Annotated in this window: 16 protein-coding genes; 3 read left to right on the forward strand and 13 right to left on the reverse strand. The window is 47.3% G+C overall.

Going from position 1 to position 21,338, the window contains the following annotated elements; all coding sequences use genetic code 11:
* Positions 1 to 207: 207 nt before the first annotated feature.
* Together cydB and IEX62_RS20080 are read right to left on the reverse strand one after the other, a co-directional pair.
* Positions 208 to 1,224, reverse strand: a complete 1,017-nt coding sequence (gene cydB, locus IEX62_RS20075; RefSeq protein WP_188777593.1) for a cytochrome d ubiquinol oxidase subunit II — start codon at positions 1,222 to 1,224, stop codon at positions 208 to 210.
* Positions 1,211 to 2,626 carry a cytochrome ubiquinol oxidase subunit I gene (locus IEX62_RS20080; protein ID WP_188777595.1) on the reverse strand — a complete coding sequence of 472 codons (1,416 nt, stop codon included), beginning with the start codon at positions 2,624 to 2,626 and terminating at the stop codon, positions 1,211 to 1,213. The genes cydB and IEX62_RS20080 overlap by 14 nt, the downstream gene beginning before the upstream one ends.
* Positions 2,627 to 3,158: 532 nt before the next feature.
* Here IEX62_RS20080 and IEX62_RS20085 point away from each other — a divergent pair.
* Positions 3,159 to 3,989 carry a ZIP family metal transporter gene (locus IEX62_RS20085; RefSeq protein WP_188777599.1) on the forward strand — a complete coding sequence of 277 codons (831 nt, stop codon included), beginning with the start codon at positions 3,159 to 3,161 and terminating at the stop codon, positions 3,987 to 3,989.
* Positions 3,990 to 4,944: 955 nt separating this feature from the next.
* On the opposite strand, the gene IEX62_RS20090 is transcribed toward IEX62_RS20085, so the two are convergent.
* The 3 genes from IEX62_RS20090 to yidC all read right to left on the reverse strand — a co-directional run bounded on the left by IEX62_RS20090 (position 4,945) and on the right by yidC (position 7,409).
* Positions 4,945 to 5,634, reverse strand: a complete 690-nt coding sequence (locus IEX62_RS20090) for an LrgB family protein (protein WP_188777602.1) — start codon at positions 5,632 to 5,634, stop codon at positions 4,945 to 4,947.
* Positions 5,631 to 6,191, reverse strand: a complete 561-nt coding sequence (locus IEX62_RS20095; protein ID WP_188777604.1) for a CidA/LrgA family holin-like protein — start codon at positions 6,189 to 6,191, stop codon at positions 5,631 to 5,633. Before IEX62_RS20095 ends, IEX62_RS20090 begins: the two co-directional genes overlap by 4 nt.
* 282 nt (positions 6,192 to 6,473) lie before the next feature.
* Positions 6,474 to 7,409: a membrane protein insertase YidC gene (gene yidC, locus IEX62_RS20100; protein WP_188777606.1), complete on the reverse strand. Its 936-nt coding sequence runs from the start codon at positions 7,407 to 7,409 to the stop codon at positions 6,474 to 6,476.
* Between the two features lie 612 nt (positions 7,410 to 8,021).
* Here yidC and IEX62_RS20105 point away from each other — a divergent pair.
* A complete protein-coding gene (locus tag IEX62_RS20105) occupies positions 8,022 to 9,488 on the forward strand; it encodes a glycoside hydrolase family 1 protein (RefSeq protein WP_188777608.1) in 1,467 nt (488 codons plus the stop codon).
* 315 nt (positions 9,489 to 9,803) lie between these two features.
* On the opposite strand, the gene IEX62_RS20110 is transcribed toward IEX62_RS20105, so the two are convergent.
* On the reverse strand, positions 9,804 to 12,509 hold the full coding sequence (locus IEX62_RS20110; RefSeq protein WP_188777611.1) for a glycosyl hydrolase family 95 catalytic domain-containing protein: 2,706 nt from the start codon (positions 12,507 to 12,509) through the stop codon (positions 9,804 to 9,806).
* A gap of 128 nt (positions 12,510 to 12,637) precedes the next feature.
* Between IEX62_RS20110 and IEX62_RS20115 the strand changes: the two genes are divergently transcribed.
* Positions 12,638 to 13,582 carry a response regulator transcription factor gene (locus IEX62_RS20115; protein WP_229685975.1) on the forward strand — a complete coding sequence of 315 codons (945 nt, stop codon included), beginning with the start codon at positions 12,638 to 12,640 and terminating at the stop codon, positions 13,580 to 13,582.
* Between the two features lie 163 nt (positions 13,583 to 13,745).
* On the opposite strand, the gene IEX62_RS20120 is transcribed toward IEX62_RS20115, so the two are convergent.
* From IEX62_RS20120 to IEX62_RS20150, 7 genes are all read right to left on the reverse strand, one after another.
* Positions 13,746 to 14,876 (reverse strand): hypothetical protein, encoded by a 1,131-nt coding sequence (locus tag IEX62_RS20120; RefSeq protein WP_188777613.1) that lies wholly within the window; start codon positions 14,874 to 14,876, stop codon positions 13,746 to 13,748.
* 425 nt (positions 14,877 to 15,301) lie between these two features.
* On the reverse strand, positions 15,302 to 16,231 hold the full coding sequence (gene rbsB / locus IEX62_RS20125) for a ribose ABC transporter substrate-binding protein RbsB (RefSeq protein WP_188777615.1): 930 nt from the start codon (positions 16,229 to 16,231) through the stop codon (positions 15,302 to 15,304).
* A 157-nt stretch (positions 16,232 to 16,388) separates the two neighbouring features.
* The gene (rbsC, locus tag IEX62_RS20130) at positions 16,389 to 17,354 is read right to left on the reverse strand and encodes a ribose ABC transporter permease RbsC (protein WP_188777617.1); all 966 of its coding nucleotides are present in this window, start codon (positions 17,352 to 17,354) and stop codon (positions 16,389 to 16,391) included.
* A gap of 1 nt (position 17,355) precedes the next feature.
* Positions 17,356 to 18,837: a sugar ABC transporter ATP-binding protein gene (locus IEX62_RS20135; protein WP_188777620.1), complete on the reverse strand. Its 1,482-nt coding sequence runs from the start codon at positions 18,835 to 18,837 to the stop codon at positions 17,356 to 17,358.
* A gap of 38 nt (positions 18,838 to 18,875) precedes the next feature.
* Positions 18,876 to 19,280 (reverse strand): D-ribose pyranase, encoded by a 405-nt coding sequence (gene rbsD / locus IEX62_RS20140; protein ID WP_188777622.1) that lies wholly within the window; start codon positions 19,278 to 19,280, stop codon positions 18,876 to 18,878.
* Positions 19,277 to 20,173, reverse strand: a complete 897-nt coding sequence (rbsK, locus tag IEX62_RS20145; protein WP_188777623.1) for a ribokinase — start codon at positions 20,171 to 20,173, stop codon at positions 19,277 to 19,279. Before rbsK ends, rbsD begins: the two co-directional genes overlap by 4 nt.
* Before the next feature lie 112 nt (positions 20,174 to 20,285).
* Positions 20,286 to 21,266, reverse strand: a complete 981-nt coding sequence (locus IEX62_RS20150; RefSeq protein WP_188777624.1) for a LacI family DNA-binding transcriptional regulator — start codon at positions 21,264 to 21,266, stop codon at positions 20,286 to 20,288.
* Positions 21,267 to 21,338: the final 72 nt, after the last annotated feature.

Raw genomic sequence — 21,338 nt, forward strand, 5'->3', positions numbered from 1 at the left:
TTTCTTGTGGTACATTTTCATTCTTGTGATATATCCTCATTCATGTGGTACATCGCGTTATAGCTACATTGCGCATAGACAAGTCATGAAGTAGGGTTCCATCCATTGATCTACTGGCATGAAAATTGCTCATTTTCCAATCATTCAACGGTTATCGATACCTTACCATTCACAATCCAACCTGCTTACATTCCCATCTCTAACTGCCTAGTATTCCAGATGTGTCTTTTCATTCAGACGCTTATGGAAAACAAAATAACTCCAAATCTGATAACCAAGCACGAATGGCAACAGCGTTAGCGCCACGATCGTCATGACTTTGAGTGAATAGGGCCCAGAAGCAGCATTGTATACCGTCAGATCGTACGCTGCTCCAAGTGAACTCACCATCACGCGTGGGAACAGAGCAACAAAGATACCCGAGATCGCCAGCGCAATCAGTCCACCTGTCATGCCAAATGCCCAGCCTTCACGACGTTTGGAAATAAAATAGCCTGCCAGTACGAATAGCACCACGCCTACCGCTGCCATCGCGATTAATACCGCTCCACGCACACGAAATGCATCTGTATATACCGCTGTCAGCACAGCCGTTAGCACGAATAACACCGCCAGCGGAATCATCAGCTTATGTGCCAGTGCATGAGCACGCTCACGCAGCTGTCCTGTTGTGCGTAATGCAGAGAACATTAATCCATGCAGCAGACAGAGCACGACCGTTGTTAAGCCAGCAACGAGCGAATACGGATTGATCACATCGAAGAAGCCAGCGTACATCTGCATATCGCTATCAATAGGTAGCCCTTTGAGCATCGTTGCAAAGGCAACGCCGAATAAGAGCGGCGGCAGCAGACTTCCGAGGAAGATGCACCAATCCCATACCGCTGTCCATGTCCGGTGGCCGACTTTACCACGGAATTCAAAGGCAACCCCGCGCGCGATCAGTGCCAGTAGTAGCACGACAAATGGAATGTAAAATCCGCTAAACAGCGTAGCATACCAGTTTGGAAAAGCCGCAAACATGGCACCACCCGCAGTCAGCAACCACACCTCATTACCATCCCAGAATGGGCCAATCGAATTGATCAGCAATCGCTTCTCCCCATCCGTGCGTGCCAGCAGGCGTGTGGACATGCCTACACCAAAGTCAAAGCCTTCCAAAAAGAAGAAGCCCACAAACAGCACAGCGATTAATACAAACCACAGCTCATTAAGAGACAGCATGCTTCAATTCCTCCATTTCAAATGGATCATTTCCGTGATGATCATGATGAGTTTGCTCATCTCGTGGCCCTTTTTTGATCACCTTCACGAACAGGTACACCATCACCGCACCAAGCACTGAATAGATAAGCGTAAATGTAATGATCGAAAATAATACCGAGCCCGCCGATACGTTCGGCGATATACTATCCGCTGTGGTCATCAAACCAAATACTGACCACGGCTGACGTCCAACCTCCGTCATTAACCAGCCTGTCGTATTGGAGATGAACGGCAATGCAATTGCATACGTCATCGCCCACAGATACCAGCGTGGCATGCTGTCCATTTTGCGACGCGCCAGCATCCATGCTCCATACAGCGATAGCAGAATCAATAATCCACCACCTGCAACCATAAAGCGGAAGCTCCAGAAGGTCGTTTTCACCGGAGGAATATAATCACCAGCTCCATATTTCTGCTCATATTGTGCCTGTAACTCATTCATGCCCGTAACAGAGCCGGTGAATTTGCCATAGGATAGATAGCTTAATAATCCGTTGAGTGGAAAATTCACTTCATAGCTATTACTCCGACTGTCCGTATCGATACCACCAAATAACATCCATGGTGCCTTTTCCGGTGTCGTTTGCCAGATGCCCTCGGCGGCTGCCATCTTCATCGGCTGTGTTTGTACCAGATATTGCGCTTGATCGTGACCGCTAAAAGCAACGATCAGCGAGGAGATCAGTCCCACGATGATGCTGATTTTGAACGATTTACGGAACAACTGTACATCCTTACGGCGCAGCAGCTTATACGCACTCACTCCTGCCATAAGAAATGCACCGGTCAAATACGCACCAAACACGGTATGCGGGAATTCCACCAGTAGCTGACCGTTAGTCAGTAGCGCCAGAAAATCATTCATTTCCGCACGTCCATTGTTCATCTGGAAGCCGACTGGATGCTGCATAAATGAATTGGCTGCTAGAATCCATAGCGCCGACAGCATCGTTCCAAGTGCGACGAGCCATATACACGCTAGATGTACCTTTTTCGATAAACGCTCCCAGCCGAAAATCCATAGCCCAATAAAGGTCGATTCCATAAAGAAAGCAAGCAAAGCTTCTACCGCTAACGGAGCGCCGAACACGTCTCCGACAAAGCGTGAATAGTTCGACCAGTTCATCCCAAACTGGAACTCTTGTAAAATCCCGGTGACCACCCCAACGGCAAAGTTAATTAAAAACAGCTTCCCCCAAAACTTTGTCAATACTTTGTACTCTTCATTCTTCGTGATCACATACATCGTTTCCAGTAAGGCTACGAGCAGTACAAGACCGATCGACACCGGAACGAAGAAAAAGTGAAACACCGTTGTAAGCGCATATTGAATGCGTGACAACATAATAACATCCATACGAATACGTCCTTTCTCCCCTAAATTATTGAGTAAGCTATCTGGTTTGCGGTCGCAAGCATGAATCCTGTATGTATACTGCCGCCCGCCAAAATCTATTCCTAGTTTCGCAAAAATGTTACTCGTCGATTGTGATTTTTATCACTAAATATATCTAAAAATCAAACAAAAAGTGACAAAAAGTGATTGAAGTCACAAATTTATCGTTGGATGGCGCTTTCAGTTATGTCGGTGTAAGAGATGGAGCATAATGGCGCAGCCAATAAATGATTAAATCTCTACTGCGGTGATGAGAGGTTTTCAGAGTATAATGAGAGGTGTAATGGGTATGGAGGTTTTATTTTACAATGTATACATAGTATAGGCTGGAACAGGTAAACTGGAGAAGCTACGATACATTAGATTACTTGTCGCTGAAAAAACGATTGCTCATTATAACTGTGATATAGACCGCCATACTGCTTTTCGATACAGCAATCTATTACTAATAAGTGATTACTTTTAGCCAAAGGACAGGGGTGTGATTGTACATATGGTTGAATTTTTTACAGGCATGTCGCCGATGCTCCAAGCTTTTCTCGCCACTCTGTTCACATGGGGAATGACTGCACTCGGAGCAGCGCTAGTATTCACATCGAAAAAGCTGAATCAGAAGGTATTCGATAGTATGCTCGGCTTTGCTGGAGGTGTGATGATCGCAGCTAGCTTCTGGTCGCTCATCGCACCTGCACTGGAAATGGCAGAGCAAAACAGCTCGCTTCCCGGCTGGATTCCGGCAGCGATCGGCTTTATGCTGGGTGGGTTGTTTCTGTGGACAGCGGATAAAGTGATTCCCCACCTCCACCCTACACTGCATCCGACGACTGATGGACATGCACCAGAAGGTATGGGGACGCGTAATCGACGCCGTAGCACCCTGCTCGTCTTTGCGATTACATTACATAATATACCGGAAGGCTTAGCGGTTGGCGTCGCCTTCGGTGCTGTCGCCAATGGCACCTCCGGTCAATCGCTGGCCGCAGCTATCGCGCTGGCTATCGGTATCGGCATTCAAAACTTTCCGGAAGGACTTGCCGTATCGATGCCTCTGCGTGGCGAAGGCATGAGCCGTCGTAAAGCCTTTTTCTACGGTCAGCTATCCGGTATGGTCGAGCCGATCGCTGCCGTGATCGGCGTTCTCGCTGTCACACTTGTTACCCCATTATTACCTTATGCCCTCTGCTTTGCCGCTGGTGCTATGATCTTCGTCGTTGCCGAAGAAGTCATTCCAGGCTCTCAGGAAAACGGTAATAAAGACCTCGCTTCCATGAGCTTGATGATCGGATTTACCGTGATGATGGTATTGGACGTGGCGTTGGGATAAGACGAGTATATGGAATTGTAGTTTAGTGTGATTACAATTTAAACGTATTCGTATCAAATTATGTATGTTTTAGCGCGGTAGTGAATCAGAATTAACTATAGTATGCTGTTTTAAATGTACGAAGATATATTTTAATGGCGGTGTATGTAAACATGGGTTGTGGGAGATGCACCACTACGGGAAGGAATAAGGGGACGGGCTCCCGTATCGCACAGGAATCTACGGAGTAGGAGGGAATGTAGATTCCCGTGCTCAAAAGTCGCCCTTTCCCCTTATTTCCTTCCCTTCGTTACGTGCGTTTCGCATACATATGAGTTGTATTACATGATTTAGCTCATATATGATTTAACTCATACCCATGCACTGTTTAGTAAATAGCGTATAGATAAGATGAATAGCCTTCGATGTCGCCAAATGAATATGCGAGATCGAAGGCTATTTATTTTTTGTGTATGTTTATGAGGCTCAAGTCATGTATAGAATTCATCATGAGCTATTTCAAGAGCAATGTAAGTAGATTTATTGCTCTACTTTATACTACTCTAGCATAAGATCCTATAACGAAGAAAATTCAAACTACAGCAAATGTCCTAAAAGTTAGAACAGACGTGCAATATAACTCATTATTGCAAAAAGCACGCAATCGGAGGAAATAAGATAAATAGATCACTTACGATATTGGTGATTTCCTAACATGGGATTCAATCAAAAATGATTCTAGCTCAGCAAAATATCCTGTTGCTTTGAAGCCTAATCTTACTGCTTTCAAACCCAGGAATCTCCCCTTACTTCTACTCTGTATATTCTTAGGATTCTATCAAATCACAGTCGCTTATTCCTTAACAGAGGTGGTGTATGTTATCAAGCATATAAACGCCAAACAAATCCCAATCATGGATCTCCCATATTTAATCATTTCCATCAAGCCTCACATTGCATCAACGACCGTATCTTATCAATGAAAGACTAACCATACGACCAGCGGCGCAATCACCGATGCCACAATCGCACTAATCGTCATTGCAATCGAGCTTAGTGAGGACGCACGCTCTCCAATCTCCAGTGCCTTCGCCGTTCCGAGAGCATGGCTTGCACTGCCCAGCGCAATACCACTGCCGATCACATGATGAATTCGGAACCACTTCAGCACCGATAAACCGACAACTGCACCCGTAAAGCCTGCAATCATTACAAACACCGAGGTTAAAGACGAGTCTCCACCTAGATGATTCACAATCTGAATTGCGACAGGTGTCGTTACTGACTTCGGCACCACAGATAAAATAAACGAGCGGCTAAAGCCCAGCATTAGCGCAAGCAGCATCCCACTCAGCATGCCTGCAAATACGCCAGCTAACGAGCCACCCACAATGGGAATCCAGTTTTTGAGTAGCTGCTGTCGCTGTTTATACAGAGGATACGCAAGTGCTACAACCGCAGGACCAAGTAGCTGGTTAATCCATTGTCCGCCGACCATATACGTCGAATATGGAATATGCAGAGCGAGCAAAAGGATCACAATCGCTGTGGTACCCGTTAATGCAGGCATCAGAAAAGGTAAACGGTAGCGTTTATATAAGATCGCCATCAGCGCATAGATGAGCACAGTGCCTGCTACCATACTTATTGCAATAATAAGCGTCATAGCTGTGTTCCCTTCTTTCTATACAGCTTCGCCTGAGAAGCATCCTTCGTATGAGATGAAGCAGAAGCCGCTTGCTGTTTATCGTTGTGCATAGTTCGCTCATCCTGTGCGATCTGCGACGTCATGCGAATACCACTCTCTTCTTCTAGCTCTGCTTGCATCTGCTCTACCCTGTCGATCGTTTCATTCGTTCCACGTCTGCGTTCCGTTAAGATCGCCAGCCACTGGCTTGCATGACCTGCTGCGATAATCGTAATGATTGTACTGGCGATCACAATCGCTACAAGCAGCAGTCCTTTGCCTGCAAATAAATCCAGATGATTGATCACCCCAACCGTCGCAGGTACGAAAAATAGCGGCAAATAAAATAAAATCGTCGTACTACCTGCCTCAATCCACGATACCGGAACAACCCGGCAGAGCAGCAGTACAAATAGCAACAATAGTCCGATAATGCTGCCCGGAATCGCCAGATGCAGCCACTGTTGAATCTGCCCACCTAACCAGGCGAACGCATACAGCAGCGCGATCTGGATAATGATTTTGAGAACCTTCATTGTCTCATTTCCTTTCCTATCCATTTCCTAATCTCTCTTTATCATACTGTACCTATCTTCATATCATTCTAGCTTACCAGATTTTGAAGCATATACCTATACGCTTCATTCATTGATAACGCTTACCTTTTACAAAATATTGACGATTCAATTTTCTGTCCATGAGGCAAACGAAAGTGATATCAACGGTTGCATAGCTAGAAATCCATTCAATCTCCACTATGTATTCATAGCAAAAGCCACTCTGTTCCCGATAGAGGCAGAGTGGCTTGAAAAGGATAATTATTTTACAGGAGATGCTTTGGTATTATTTTTACGTTTTTTGGAGGACTTGGCTGGAGCTGGCTTGGCTGTATCCGCATCGGCTTGAACGGCCGCCAGTGCTTCAGCCTCAATCGCAGCAGCTTCTTCCACAACCGGTGCCGCATCCACGGGATACATACGCTGGAACAACAGCGTTTGCAGAATGAGGAATGTACCGCTCACCATCCAGTACAGTGGCATCGCTGCCGGCGCGCTGAAGGAGAAGAATGCCATCATAATCGGCGAAATATACGCCATAAGCGCCATCTGTTTTTGCTGCTCGGGTGTCATCGTCTTTTGCGATAGCTTCGCCTGCACAAGATACAGAGCCGCCACAATAATCGCCATAATCCAGTCCGGATGTCCTAGCTTGAACCAGAGAAATGAATGCGTAGATAGCTCCGGTGTCAATCGAATCGCGGTGTACATACCTGATAGAATCGGCAATTGAATGAGGATCGGCAGACAACCGATATTCAGCGGATTAAAATTGTGCTTTTTGTACAGCTCCATCATTTCCTGCTGCATCTTTTGCTGCTCTTCGCGTTCCTTTTTATTTTCGTAACGCTTTTTCAGCGCGTCCAGCTCAGGCTGCATGCGGCTCATCACTCGCTTCATCGCCTGCTGCGACTTCGCCTGTCGCATCATGAACGGCAATAGCGCAAAGCGCACGAGCAAGGTCAGCACGATAATCGCCATCCCATAGCTACCGCCAAACCAGCCTGCAATATGCTGCATGCTATACGACAACGGAAATACAACATAATGATTGAAAAAGCCCGGTGTGCCCGAATCGATCGTCGTTACATTATTTCCGCAGCCAGCTAGCAGCACCATGAGTAGCATAACGAGCATCAGCCCGTAAATGCGGCCCCTTTTACTTGAAACTCCAGTGAATCCCTTGAATACGTCCATATTGTTCCTCCTCGTTGATGTGTATAACTAGATGCAATCAACGGGAGGCAGCAGTCCGAGCCATCATCATCGGGCGCTTCCTTCCTACGTATTGTCCGGGATAAACGGAGTGGCGCCGGATGACTGGTGATCGATAAAATGAGTGGGAATACAATATGCTCCTTCACCCGGTTGCCAATCAGCCAAAAGCGTGCCACATCACAGTATAATCGCAAAATCAATGAACAGGTGAGCACAATGATCAGCATGATCGACAATAGATAAGGCAGCCAGTCCTGAATATCCTGCAAGAGATTCACCTCCTTTTCCGTAGCATGAATAGATGTATACGTATTATATCATTTTCTACACATGATGTATAAGACAACTTTCGACAGCAGTAACGTCAATCCTGTGAACAAACGACATTTTGCGCACAAAGCTTGAAAACGCTTTTGTCATCGTATACAATAAACGTGAAAAGGCAATAACATAACACAGGATTGTTACTGGTGATGCAGGCAAAACCTAAATTGGCAACGAAACCGGCATGAAGATGCTGCTTTTGTTCCGGTTTAGGTTTTTTTTCGTTTCATCCGTTACAGCCCAATCGATCTTATACAGAAAGAGGTTATGCAGATGGCACCAAAAGGATTTCCTACAGACTTTCTATGGGGTGGCGCTACAGCCGCCAATCAGCTTGAAGGTGGCTACAACGAAGGCGGCAAAGGCTTGTCCAGTGCAGACATGATCGCTTACATTCCAAAAGATCAACGCAGCAAGGAGCTTTCCCATGCGATGGAGATCACCTCTGACCGCATCGAAGGTATTTTGAATGGTGAAATTCAGGCACGCTTCCCAAAACGTGACGGTATCGATTTTTACCATCGCTATAAAGAAGACATCGCTCTGTTTGCTGAGCTGGGCTTCAAAGTATTCCGTATGTCGATCCACTGGTCACGTATTTTCCCGAACGGCTACGATGAGCAGCCGAACGAGGAAGGTCTGCAATTTTACGATAATGTATTCGATGAGCTGCTCAAGTATGGCATTCAGCCACTCGTGACACTGTCTCACTATGAGACACCGCTCGGTCTGACGCAGAAATACAATGGCTGGGTCGATCGCGAGGTTGTTGGACATTTTGCACGCTATGCGGAGACGGTGTTCAAGCGCTACAAAGATAAAGTAAAATACTGGCTGACCTTTAACGAGATCAACGTGATCACGATCAGTGCTTTCACTGGCGGCGGTGTCGTTGTGGATCGTCTGGATAACAAGCTGCAAGGCATGTATCAGGCGCTGCATCATCAGTTCGTTGCTAGCTCCATCGCAACCAAGCTCTGCCACGAGATCATTCCAGATGCACAGATCGGTTGTATGCTTGCTCGTATGGAGACATATCCGAATAGCTGTAATCCAGAGGATATCCGTAAGGCACAGCTGGCTAACCAGATGAACCTGTTCTTCACCGATGTGCATGCACGCGGTGAATATCCGAAATTCATGGATCGTTATTTTGAAGAAAATAACATTGTGCTGCAAAAAGAAGCTGGCGATGATGAGCTACTGAAGCAGTACACGGTCGACTACATCTCCTTCAGCTATTACATGACAATCGCCGTTGCTGAAAAGCCTACAGGTGAAGAAGGTGTGGGTAACCTGGTAGAGGGTAGCGTAGTAAATCCATACCTGGAATCCTCCGACTGGGGCTGGCAGATCGATCCAATCGGTCTGCGCGTGACGCTGAACACGATGTATGATCGCTATCAAAAGCCATTATTTATTGTAGAAAATGGTCTGGGTGCTTATGATAAGGTGGAAGAGGATGGCTCGATCCATGATCCATATCGTATCGACTACCTGCGCAAGCATATCGAGCAAATGAAGGAAGCGGTTCGTGACGGTGTTGAGCTTATGGGTTATACCGCATGGGGTCCAATCGACCTCGTCAGCATGTCCACGTCCGAAATGTCCAAACGCTACGGCTTTATCTACGTAGATCAGGACGATGACGGTAACGGTACACTGGCTCGCTCCAAAAAAGACTCGTTCCACTGGTATAAGCAGGTTATCGCTTCTAACGGTGAACAACTGTAAGTCGTATACAGATATACAACAAACGTCCTCGCTGTCCCATTTTCACTGGATCGCAGCAGGAATGGACACTATTATCTAGCTAGACCTCATTTTGCTTTGGCGCTGACTACTCTGGAATTGGGGTGAAGGAGTAGCCCAGCTTCAAATATTTCATCAACCATCCGAAACAGGCGACAGCTCCGGTTTATCCGGTACTGTCGCCTGTTCTCGTTACGATTTCATGATCTCATAATTAGTATCTGTACCAGCCAACTATATAGGTTGGTTAAGCTGCCACATAAACGGCTGAATCTGATTCGGTTCGAGATCGTTGATTTATTTTAAATGGAATCGCACGGTAACCTCCTGCTGCTTATGAAAATCAACTGTTATATATGCGCTACCCCCATCCATCTGTCCCTTCGCTTCTACTCCATCCACAGATACCGTCGTCCACGCTATACCACAGCTTAACTTAATTGCTTGAGCAGATCGAAGCGAAGACAGCTTCACCTCTACCCACCCAGCCTCGATATCCCATGATAGCTGTGTTACTTTCACCTGTGTTCGTGCCATCAGACCATACATATTACCTGCCTTCCAATCTGAAATCAATGCAGGTAACACTTCAATCTCCCCTGTATTGGAATACAGCAACGCCTCATGGATGGCAGCGACCACGCCAAAAGAGGTATCCGTGCAATAGCAATCATTTCTACGATTCGTATCATGATCGGTCATAAGTGATGTGTAATATCCATCCTCAGTCATGGGCAACAATGCTTGCTGAACACCCTCGGCATTTTTCAAACGGGCATGCACGAGTGCTTTGTGCATCCATCCGTGTCCGGCTGTTGCATCCTCTGTATTGAATAGATCCCGGTTATGCAGCGCGATGCTGGAGGCAGTAGCCAGTGCAGGATTGGTTTGCGTTTCGTAAGCAGGCCATGCCGCATAGAGATGGCTTAGATGGCGATGATTGTTATTCTCAATATAGTCATCCATCGCCCATTCACATAACGCCCCATCGGTATCATACCGATAATGGGGCAACTGAGCGAGCAAGCCTTCCCAGCGTGCAATTGCCACTTCATAACCTGGACGCTGTAACGCCTGTTCTACCTGAATCGTCATATTCAATCCATCTCGCGCCGCCGAGATGTCCATCGTCGCATTCGCTGTAATTGTGCTGTTGTAGCCGATCGGGTGATTCTCCGGTGAATAGGCAGGAAGGATCATATAACGCTCACCCGGTAGCAGCTCCATTTTGCCAGCTTCATAATGAACACGACCCGCCTGATCGGTAAAATATTCCGGTGTGCAGATCTGCTCCCAGAAGTTCGCCTGTTTGGTGAGTAGTGGTAACAAAATATCCTTTGCCAGCTCCAGCGTACCACGCTTCTTTAGCCTTCCAAACGCCTCGTCCGCTAGTCCACCGTCTTCTACCGATAGCAAAGCTTGCAGCCGATCGATGTTCATCTCTGGCACAATCGGAAGCTCTGTATCGCCAAAGCATTGCCAGTATTCAAAAATCGGCAACAGACACCAACTCGCTCCAGCATTCCAGTATTCAAACGGATAATCATTATCATACTCTACATGCATCGCACGATCCCCATCGGAATTGACACTGATCTGAATCGCATCATGCATACCGTAAGCCATCTGCGCATTAAGCTGAAAATCAGGCGCATTCCGCAGGAAAAATGTAATATAGCCGCGCTGCGCTTCTGTAAGCTGTCCGGTGTTCATCGCCGCCACTTGCAGATTCACATTAGCATCCAGTGTATAAATGCCCCGCCAGCCCGGGTCCCATTCGCCTGTCCACATCCCGCATAATCGCGGCGCACTGGCACCACTAGAGCAGATCATCGCATATCGTCCCTGATTATAAATCTGCTCTACAAACGCATGGTTCAGGCGGTAAGGTGAAGCCTTTTGCCGTTCGATCAATGTAACATTATCTGCATATTTATCCGAATCGTCTCCTACTAGCGAGAACTGAACAGCATTAAACTCCGCTCGTTGCCATGCAGCATGAGCAGCGAGCGCTTCTTCATAATCGAATATTCTTTCGGTGCTCGTGTACTTCTGTATAACCTTATTCGTATGCTGAATGAGCTGATCCAGCAGGTCATACTGGGATTGATCGGCAAATGCTTCTATATCGCCAAGCGTATGCGTCCGTCCGGAAACCGTAATCAGGTATACCGCATCCGCATCTTGAATGCGAATCGCAGGATTCTGCTCCTTTCCTACATTCATCTGCTCATCGGTATCTTCCAGCACCACTCGCTCCTTCGTGCCATTTACAATGACCACCCCTGTTACACCAGCATATCCACCCTCACGTAGCTCGCTATCCGCATAGGCTGGATAATGAGCGATCTGCGCAATATAGTGAGCCTCTGCATCGACAAGCTTTTTATAACGAAGTGCTTTAACCTCAGACATACTCCCTTGTACGCCGCTCATATGCGAGATATCGTCGATAGATAGGGTGAGATGAAGCTTGCTTCCCTGATCGGAATGCTGCAATCTCGTAATCGAAACGTTATCCGTCCGTGATGTAAATGATGTACGCATCCACTGCCCTTCTATATTGCGATAGGCTACACCCGTTTCTGCTGTCTCATAATTCGTCCAACGTGTATACTCTGTCACATCGCTTTCATTATGCAGGTGAAGTCGTAGCTGATGTCCGGGATGATAACTATAATAGAACGTTCTACTACGTCGCTGACCATTATCATGCTTGATTGTCCACTGATCATTTTGATTAAAGACATGGTGCCTTGCTTCTTCGAGCTGTCCGGTTAGCTCAGCAGGAATATGCCGCGGATCGGCAGAAGGAAAGTTAAACCACATATGCTGAAAAATAAAGCTATCATGGTAGGGCGAGCCTGAAGTGATATAGCCATTCGTTCCATTTCCGCTGACCATGCCTTCACGCCAGGCGTGCCCTGGCTGATCGGTCTTGAGCTCTGTATAATCCAGTGCGTAATTGCCCTTTTGATACAAATGATTTGCTACTTGATTCATTCCATGTCCCTCATTTCCTCATCTGTTCTTCCTAGCTATAATTATAATGAGAAAAGAGGAGCGTCGTTATGACAGGAGCTGACTCTGCTGTGATTAAGATGTCGCATTATGACAGAGGAGAAATGACTATGAACCTGCCCCCTATCCATATTGAGGATATGAATATCAAGCTCAGACTGGATGAGCTTGTATTGAATGTGTTGTATGTCAAATTCGGCTATTTCTATCATTCCATGCCGAGGCATCGTCATAGTAAAGGCAGCTATGAGCTGCATTATATTCCAAGTGGTCGCGGTCATCTAATCGCCGATGGACGGCATTACCAGCTAACGCCGGGTACGCTGTTTATGACAGGGCCAGATATTGAGCATGAGCAAATCCCTGATATGAATGATCCGATGGCAGAATATTGCATCTTTTTCGAAATTATATCCGGACAAACTTCCTCGCCTCACGCTCAGCGCTCCAATCATAGCGAAGCGCTGCTGTCCCAATGGCTTGTAGAGCAACCCTTCTGGATTGGACAGGATACGGAGCAGATGATGTCGCTATTTGACATGCTGGCTCGGGAGGCTTCGCTGCAACAGATCGGATTCCACGCTATGATTACCAATATTCTGGAGCTGATTATTACGCGAACTCTCCGCCACTACCATACGGATCATTTTCCGTCCTCGCATGCTCCGCTCAAAACACTGGATGATCGCAGACTGGTAACGATTGAAAATAGCTTTTTGTATGAGTATCATTCGATCACGCTTCAGCAGCTTGCCAAAACGATCGGATTAAGCACACGACAAACGGAGCGAACCGTACACAAGCAATACGGCATGTCATTTGCAGCCAAAAAGCTTCGTGCCCGGATGGAAGCGGCGACACAGCTCCTGCTCACAACCGATCAGACGATTCGCGATGTCGCAAGCGCGATCGGCTTTTCGACAGCGGAACGATTCAGTCGTGCGTTTAAGCAGTATTTTCATATGTCTCCTTCTGTCTATCGTAATGAGTATCAGGGCAAGGATGAGGATAAACATGAGGATACAAATAAAGAAGAAAAGTTAAACGAAAGGTAAGCAGGGTTGTACAACGCATAGCAATTTGCGATCTAAAAAAGCGCCCGGTTCAAGCACCGGGCGCTGATCAAGCTATACGATAAACAGAATATTCATTTCTTAGGTAGGATGCTAGTCGCGTACCATCCTTCTTTTACAAGTAGCTGTGGATGGATACGGCTTCTTAATGATGACGTACTCTCATGCCTGTATTACTAGCCGCATCGCTTTCCGGTGCTGGTTGTCCCCAATGACGAACCAGTGCAATGAGCCAGAAGGTAAGCTCCAGCAGGAATAGTACACTCAGTAGCCATCCTCCACCCGTCAACATCCACCGATGAAGCACGAACGATAGCGAGCCTTCTTGTAAGAGCGGCAATGTATACCACGTTAGTACATAGAAAATACCAAGTGTGAACAGTCGTGTCCATTGTGCGGTATGATAGCGTCCAATGCCTGTGCGCCAGCCTGTATTCCGAATGCGATTCGTCGCCTGAAGCGCTTCGCGTCCTTCGACAACTAATAATAGCGCCAGAATAATCCACCAAGCATCCATAATACGTGCAGCACTCCACGCATGGGTTGCACTTGCGGTGACCGCAGCAATCGCAGGCGCACCGTAGACCATAACATAGGTCGTATTCCAGCACCCATAGGATTGCTTCGTCCGCGGACGCTTAGCCCGTTGTCGCCATAGCTGCCATGCTCCGATAACGTACATCACCATACCCGCAGCGATCAGAATACGGCTAACCCACAGTCCATCGGCAAGATCGAACACCTCATGGATCATCCATGCGATGGAATGAGTAGCTGTTGCGGGTAGCCATACGCTTCCGTCCCATCGTCCTCGATACGATCCACCAGCAAGCTGACGCCAGCCACTCAGTACTGACCATAAATAGAACAACCACAGTACCACATTGAGCACCGCCATAATATGAACCGTTTCGTTGATCCAGCCAGCTCCAAACGCATAATACACATTAATCAACAGCACCGATGTTCCGGTTGCCCAGCTTCCAATCGCCAGACGGCGCATCGGATCAGCCAGATGATCACGATAAAATGTAGACCGACGGATCGACGTCAAATAACTCGCTAGCAAGTACAGCCAGATCAATATCGTTCCAAGCACAAGCAGTCTGGACGACAAACTGTTCACGCTCTGACCCGACATATACGGCCATATGCCTGATACAAAAATGCTCAGTGCCATCACCATGCTACCCGCAGCGGTTGGCGCAGCAGGCCAATTTTTGCCAAAGGTAATTAAGCCGATGATTAGACAGCAGAGCAATAAAATAATAAACATGATTCCTTCTCCTTTAATCATGCATCCGGCAGGCGGATATTGACTATATTGTAGTTACTGATTTCTCACGAATCATCCTGCAACTATGCCTGTTCGTCCGGTCAGCATTGTACATTCGCCATAAGGCGAATTGTTCTGCTGTTGCCTGCTTTATATTCCATTCATGATAAGTAATTTCCTGCTTTTGGGCATAAATAGCAAAACTCAACAGGCATAGATATACCTGCGTTATTGCAAGTATACCATTGCTGGCTGTTGAGTTTAAGCAAATCATGAGTTTAAGCGTGATAAATTTCACTGTATAGGTGCTGTAGTTCGATTATGAGTTGCCGCCAAGCTATAAAATCATCTTGTTTCATGGAATATTACGCTATGATTGGGAGTGGTTTTCGTTTTTGCTATTCTTCTTAGCCGTTGCTTCATCCTTATTCCGCGCTGTCCTTTGTCACCAGCTTGAGTGGAGCCGGCATAGAGGATTCTACCGATTTGCCCTGTAATACATCGCGAGCAGCATCTACTGCCATTTGACCGATAAGCTCTGGTTGCTGGGCGACGGTGGCGGTTAGCTTGCCTTGCTTGATCGAATTGATAGCGTCCTCGTTACCGTCGAAGCCGACAACAGGGATGTCCTTGCCTGCACTCTCGATCGCTTCGATGGCGCCGAGTGCCATTTCGTCATTATGGGCGAATACGCCTTTTACGTCAGGATTAGCCTGCAAAAGATTTTCCATGACGGTTAAGCCTTTGGTACGGTCAAAATCGGCTGCCTGACTGGCAATTACATCGAGTTCTTTGTCAGCGACCTCGTGGAAGCCTTTACCACGTTCACGAGTTGCCGATGCGCCAGGTACGCCTTGTAGCTCAATGACTTTGGCGCCTTTACCAAGCTGTTTGACGAGGTATTCAGCTGCCATGCGTCCGCCTTTGGCATTGTCGGAAGCGACAAGTGTTTTGACTTCGCCTTTATCAGCGGAGCGATCCAGTGTGATGACTGGAATATCCAGATTGTTTGCTGATTGAACGGCAGCGGAGATCGCTGCGGAATCGGTCGGATTGATCAGCAGTGCATCGACACCCTGTTGTAGCAGATCATCGACATCATTGCTTTGCTTGGCAGAGTCATTTTGTGCATCGACGACGATCACTTTAATACCGAGCTTCTGCGCTTCAGCAGCTACGCCATCTTTTAATGAGACGAAAAATGGATTGTTGAGCGTTGAGATCGATAATCCGATGGTCATTTCTCCGGTAGTCGCTGCTTTTTTCGGCTTCGCCCATTCCGGTGGCTGCATAGAGCAGCCTGCCAGCAATAGAATCGTCAGCGCGAACGCGAGTAGCATGTTAATCTTTTTCATCAGGTTCCCTTCTTTCTTTGAGCCGTTTGTTCGGATGGATTGAATTACGGTGTAGACCATTCGGTTATGATGCCATGTTCGTCTAACGATCTAGCTCATAGCTATCGTTGGTCTACAGTACGAATAGAGGCTTCACGATAGAAATAAATCATTCACATTAAGCGGAGCGCTTGCGGTCGATCAGTACAGCGATTACGATCACGACACCTTTGACGACCATCTGGTAAAAGGACGAGACGCCGAGCAGATTCAAACCGTTGTTCAGTGTAGCAATAATCAGTGCACCGATGAGTGTACCCACGATACGTCCGCGTCCACCGGATAAGCTCGTACCTCCAAGTACAACGGCTGCGATCGCATCCAGCTCATAGGACGTTCCCGCAGTTGGCTGAGCAGAGTTCAAACGAGATGTTAGAATCGCTCCTGACAATGCAGCCAGCATACCTGCAAGCGAATAGATCATAATTTTCACGCGTGTTACTTTAATACCGGACACAATCGAAGCCTTCTCATTACCACCGATCGCATATGTTTTACGTCCAAATGCAGTTTTATGCAAAATCACCCATAGAATCGCAAAGGCGATCATCATCGTAATCGCTGGAACTGGAATACCGAGGAAGTATCCACGTCCGAACAGCTGAAATGCCATACTATCGCCAAGTCCAGTAATTGGATTACCACCCGTATAGACAAGCGTTAAGCCACGGAAGACCGTCATCGTTGCCAGTGTGGCGATAAAGGGTGCCATTTTCCCCTTCGTAATCATCAGACCGTTAATCATCCCCATCACGCCACCAGCGAGACAGCCAATAATGATAGCCAGCACGGGATCCATACCTGACAACATCAGATTAGCTACGAATGCGCTGGATAATGCGAGAATCGAGCCTACCGACAGATCAATTCCGCCTGTCAAAATAACAAAGGTCATACCGAATGCGATCAATGCATTAATCGCTACCTGACGAAGCAGATTCAAAATATTAAGCGGTTCCAAAAATGCAGGATTTAGAATCGATACGATAATGACGAGAATAATAAATCCGAGCAGCGGGCCAAGCTTTTGTGTCACCTCGGAAATGTTGCGCCCGGCGGATTTGGGTTGGGTTGCAGTTTGCATATTATTGTCCTCCTGTAGCTAAAGTCATAATCTGTTCCTGTGTCGCCTGCTCACGTGGAAGCTCGCCACTGAGCTTGCCCTCATGCACAACGATAATCCGATCACTCATTCCCAGAATCTCTGGCAGCTCGGACGATACCATAATGATCGCTACGCCGCGGTCTGTCAGCTCATTCATCAACTGATAAATTTCCCGCTTGGCGCCTACATCCACGCCGCGTGTTGGTTCGTCTAAGATGAGCAGGCTCGGCCCGATACCGATCCATTTGGCGATCACGACCTTCTGCTGATTACCACCGGATAGACTGCGAGCAGGCGTCTCTGCCGATTGTGTTTTCACCTGTAAACGCTTGATAAGTGTGTCCACAAATTCCTGCTCTTTTTTGCTAGAAATAAAGCCCTTTGAAGTAAAGCTGAACAGGTTAGGTAGCGCCATATTATCGCGAATAGAGAAGTCGAGAATTAATCCTTCATCCTTCCGATCCTCTGTAATAAAGCCAATCCCATGACGAACTGCATCATCTGGACGACGAATACGCACCGACTTCCCATGAATGCGAATCTCACCCTGATCAAGCGATTCCAGACCGAACAATGCACGCATAATCTCGGTACGCCCTGCGCCCATCAGACCGGAAAAGCCGACAATCTCGCCTGCTCTAACGGTAAAGCTCACGTCGCTGAATTGTCCCTGCTTGGTGGCGCCTTTTACCTCCAGCACGACTTCACCAGGCTTAGATGCACGGGACGGATACCGCTCGGTCAGCTCGCGACCTACCATTTTACGGACAACTTCATCAAAGCTAGTCGCTGGAATGTCCTTCGTATCGACGGTACGTCCATCGCGCATCACAGTAATGCGATCACACAGAGCGAATATTTCCTCCATCCGGTGCGAGATGTATACAATCGATACGCCTTCCTTTTTCAACGCACGAATGACATCAAACAGCTTCTGAATTTCGCGCTCCGTCAGCGCTGCGGTTGGCTCATCCATAATGATGACCTTCGCATTCGTCATCAATGCTTTGGCAATCTCGATCATCTGCTGCTGGCCGACCGAGCATAGCCCGGCTTCCTGCTGTAAGGGTAAATGGACAGCAAGACGTGCAAACTGTTCTTTTGCTAACGCTTTCATCTTGCGGCTATTCAACCAGCCTACCGGTGATGTAACTTCCTTCCCGATAAATAGATTTTCCAGCACGGTCATTTCAGGCCATATATTCAGTTCCTGATGGATAAAAGCAATTCCAGCTTCCTCCGCCTGCTTCGGACTGGTAAAATACGTTTCCTTGCCATCGATCGCAATCGTTCCTTCATCTCGCTGATGCAGCCCAACGAGAATGTTCATCATCGTGGATTTACCTGCTCCATTCTCACCCATCAGCGCATGCACTTCACCCGCTCGTAATTCAAAATCAACACCGCTAAGCACCTGATTCGTGCCAAATGCTTTGTGGATGTTATTCATTTGAATGTGCATTGCTATCCCTCCTCATGTATGAATCCGTTGTTACCCGATTATGTTTCACCAAAATAAACACCTGCTTGTAAAATACAGTTCGCATACGGCTTCGCTTCACCTGTGCGAATCACAACTTTTGCACCGCCTGTTAGCTGCTTGAATTGATCGTGACTGCATTGCTGCTGCTCAATCCCTACAAATCGTTGATTCATATATTCAAAGGCGATTGGATTCTGCTCCACCATTTCCGAAGCGATCACTACCTTTTCCACTTCCATATCCGCAGCAATCGCATCAACGACCTGTTCAAAGCTCGGAACGCCATAGGTCAGTGCTAGATCGATCTTCGGAATGCCATCTGGCACGGGCAGACCGATATCGCCAATGACGATATAATCGGTATGCCCGAGGTCTGCCAGCACCTTGCTAATATGACTGTTCAGTACCCCATGCTTTTTCATGATAAGGCTGCCTCCACTTCTGCCCGTGTCGGCATGCCACCCTGTGCGCCGAACTTCGTTACTGAAAGTGATGCTGCACGATTAGCAAAACGAATACTATCCGCAAGCGACTGTCCTTCAGCCAGCGCCACCGCCAGTGCTGCATTGAATGTATCACCTGCTCCGGTCGTATCGACTGCCTCTACCTTGAACGTTGGCACGACAGCTTCCTCTTCGCCGTTATAATAACGCACTCCATTGCTGCCTTCTGTAACTAGCAGACGATTCGGATAATGACGCAATGCCTCCTGCAAGCTCATATCTTCAAAGATGACAGATGCCTCATGCTCATTAGGCGTAATGTACGCAGCATGCTTGAGTACATCCGCATCAATGGCACGCGCTGGAGCTGGATTGAGCAGTAACGGTACATTGGCATCTACACAAATCTGGCTCACTACCGCAACCGTTTCAGCTGGAATCTCCTGCTGAATGAGCACAATATCCGAGCTACGAATCGCTTCAGCTGCCTGCTGTACATAGTCTGGTGTCACTTCATTGTTGGCTGCCGGCACTACGATAATGCTATTATCGCCTTCTGCCAAAGTGATATGAGCCGTTCCGCTCTCCATATCTGTAACCGGTTTCACATATTCCACAGAAACGTGATTTTCTTTAAAATTGTTCAAAATCGTTTCACCCAGATGATCATCGCCCACGCGACCGATCATGATAACCTCTGCTCCGAGTCTTGCTGCGGCTACAGCTTGATTAGCACCTTTACCGCCAGGGACAGTTTTAAAGCTTTCACCCATTACGGTTTCTCCGGCACCTGGACGACGGGAGGAAGTCACGACCAGATCCATCGAGCAGCTTCCAACAACACAGACTTTAGCTTGTTTTGAATTTGTCATTCTATCTGGCTCCTTATTGTATAGTGTTGATCGATTATGAAGAGATGCTTATTTATATTCAGCGCTCGTCTACAGGTGTCAGCGTATATGGTGTGGCAGACGAGCGTCCTATTTACCGTTTCTTATGTGTCGTATCGCGTTCGACAAATGCAACCGGCATCTGGATGGTGCGATTGACGACAGGGGTGCCCTCAACAAGTGCGATTAATAGTTCAGCGGCGGCGCGTCCCATATCATAGGCTGGCTGCCGAATAGTGGATAATGCTGGTGATAATAAGCTGCTGAGTGGAATATCATCAAAGCCGATTACCTGTACATCATCAGGTACTTTTTTACCGAGACGAATGGCTTCATGCAGAACAGCAGTCGCTACAATGTCATTACTTGCGATCACGCCATCCGTTTCTGGATGCTGATCGAATAGCTGACGTGCCCATTTCTCTGCATCCGCAAAGGCAAATGATTCTGTGCGTACAACATGGTAATCGATAGCTTGATCCTCTAAAAGCTCAGCCGCTCCGCGAAAACGATCCTGCGCTGTACGAATATGCTGCGGGCCTTGCAGGATCGTAATACGCTTACTTCCGCGCTCCATCAGTGCTTGCGCTGCAAGACGTCCACCTTCTCGTCCATCCGCATACACAGATGGGCGATCACTAGCGATCCGATCCAAAAACACGACCGGTAAGTCCAGACTTGTATAGGCAGAGCTATCTGGATCATTGGTCGAGCTGATCAAGCCGACTACATTATTCTGGATAAAGGTCTGGATGTAATCCTTCTCCTTTTCCTTACTCTCATCGCTATTACCAAAAATAAGCCGAAATCCACTTTCCTGCATCCGGTCTTCTACCCCGCGTGCGAGTTGTGGAAAATAAGGATTCGTAATATCGGGCAGCAGTAATCCGATCAAGCGCGATTTGCGCTTGTACAGGGAGCGTGCTACCTCATTAGGCGTATAATTCAATTCTTTTACCGCATCTTCTACCTTGCGGCGTGTATCCTCATGTACATACCCTGTTGCATTAATTACACGCGATACGGTCGCAACCGATACGCCAGCATGCTTTGCTACATCTTTTATCGTTGTCAATGATTGTTCACCTCAATGTGTAACCGGTTACAGCCATACAGTAACATATCGATTTTATTTTGGCAATACTTT

This window comes from Paenibacillus hunanensis, from assembly GCF_014645615.1.
GTDB lineage: Bacteria > Bacillota > Bacilli > Paenibacillales > Paenibacillaceae > Saccharibacillus > Saccharibacillus hunanensis.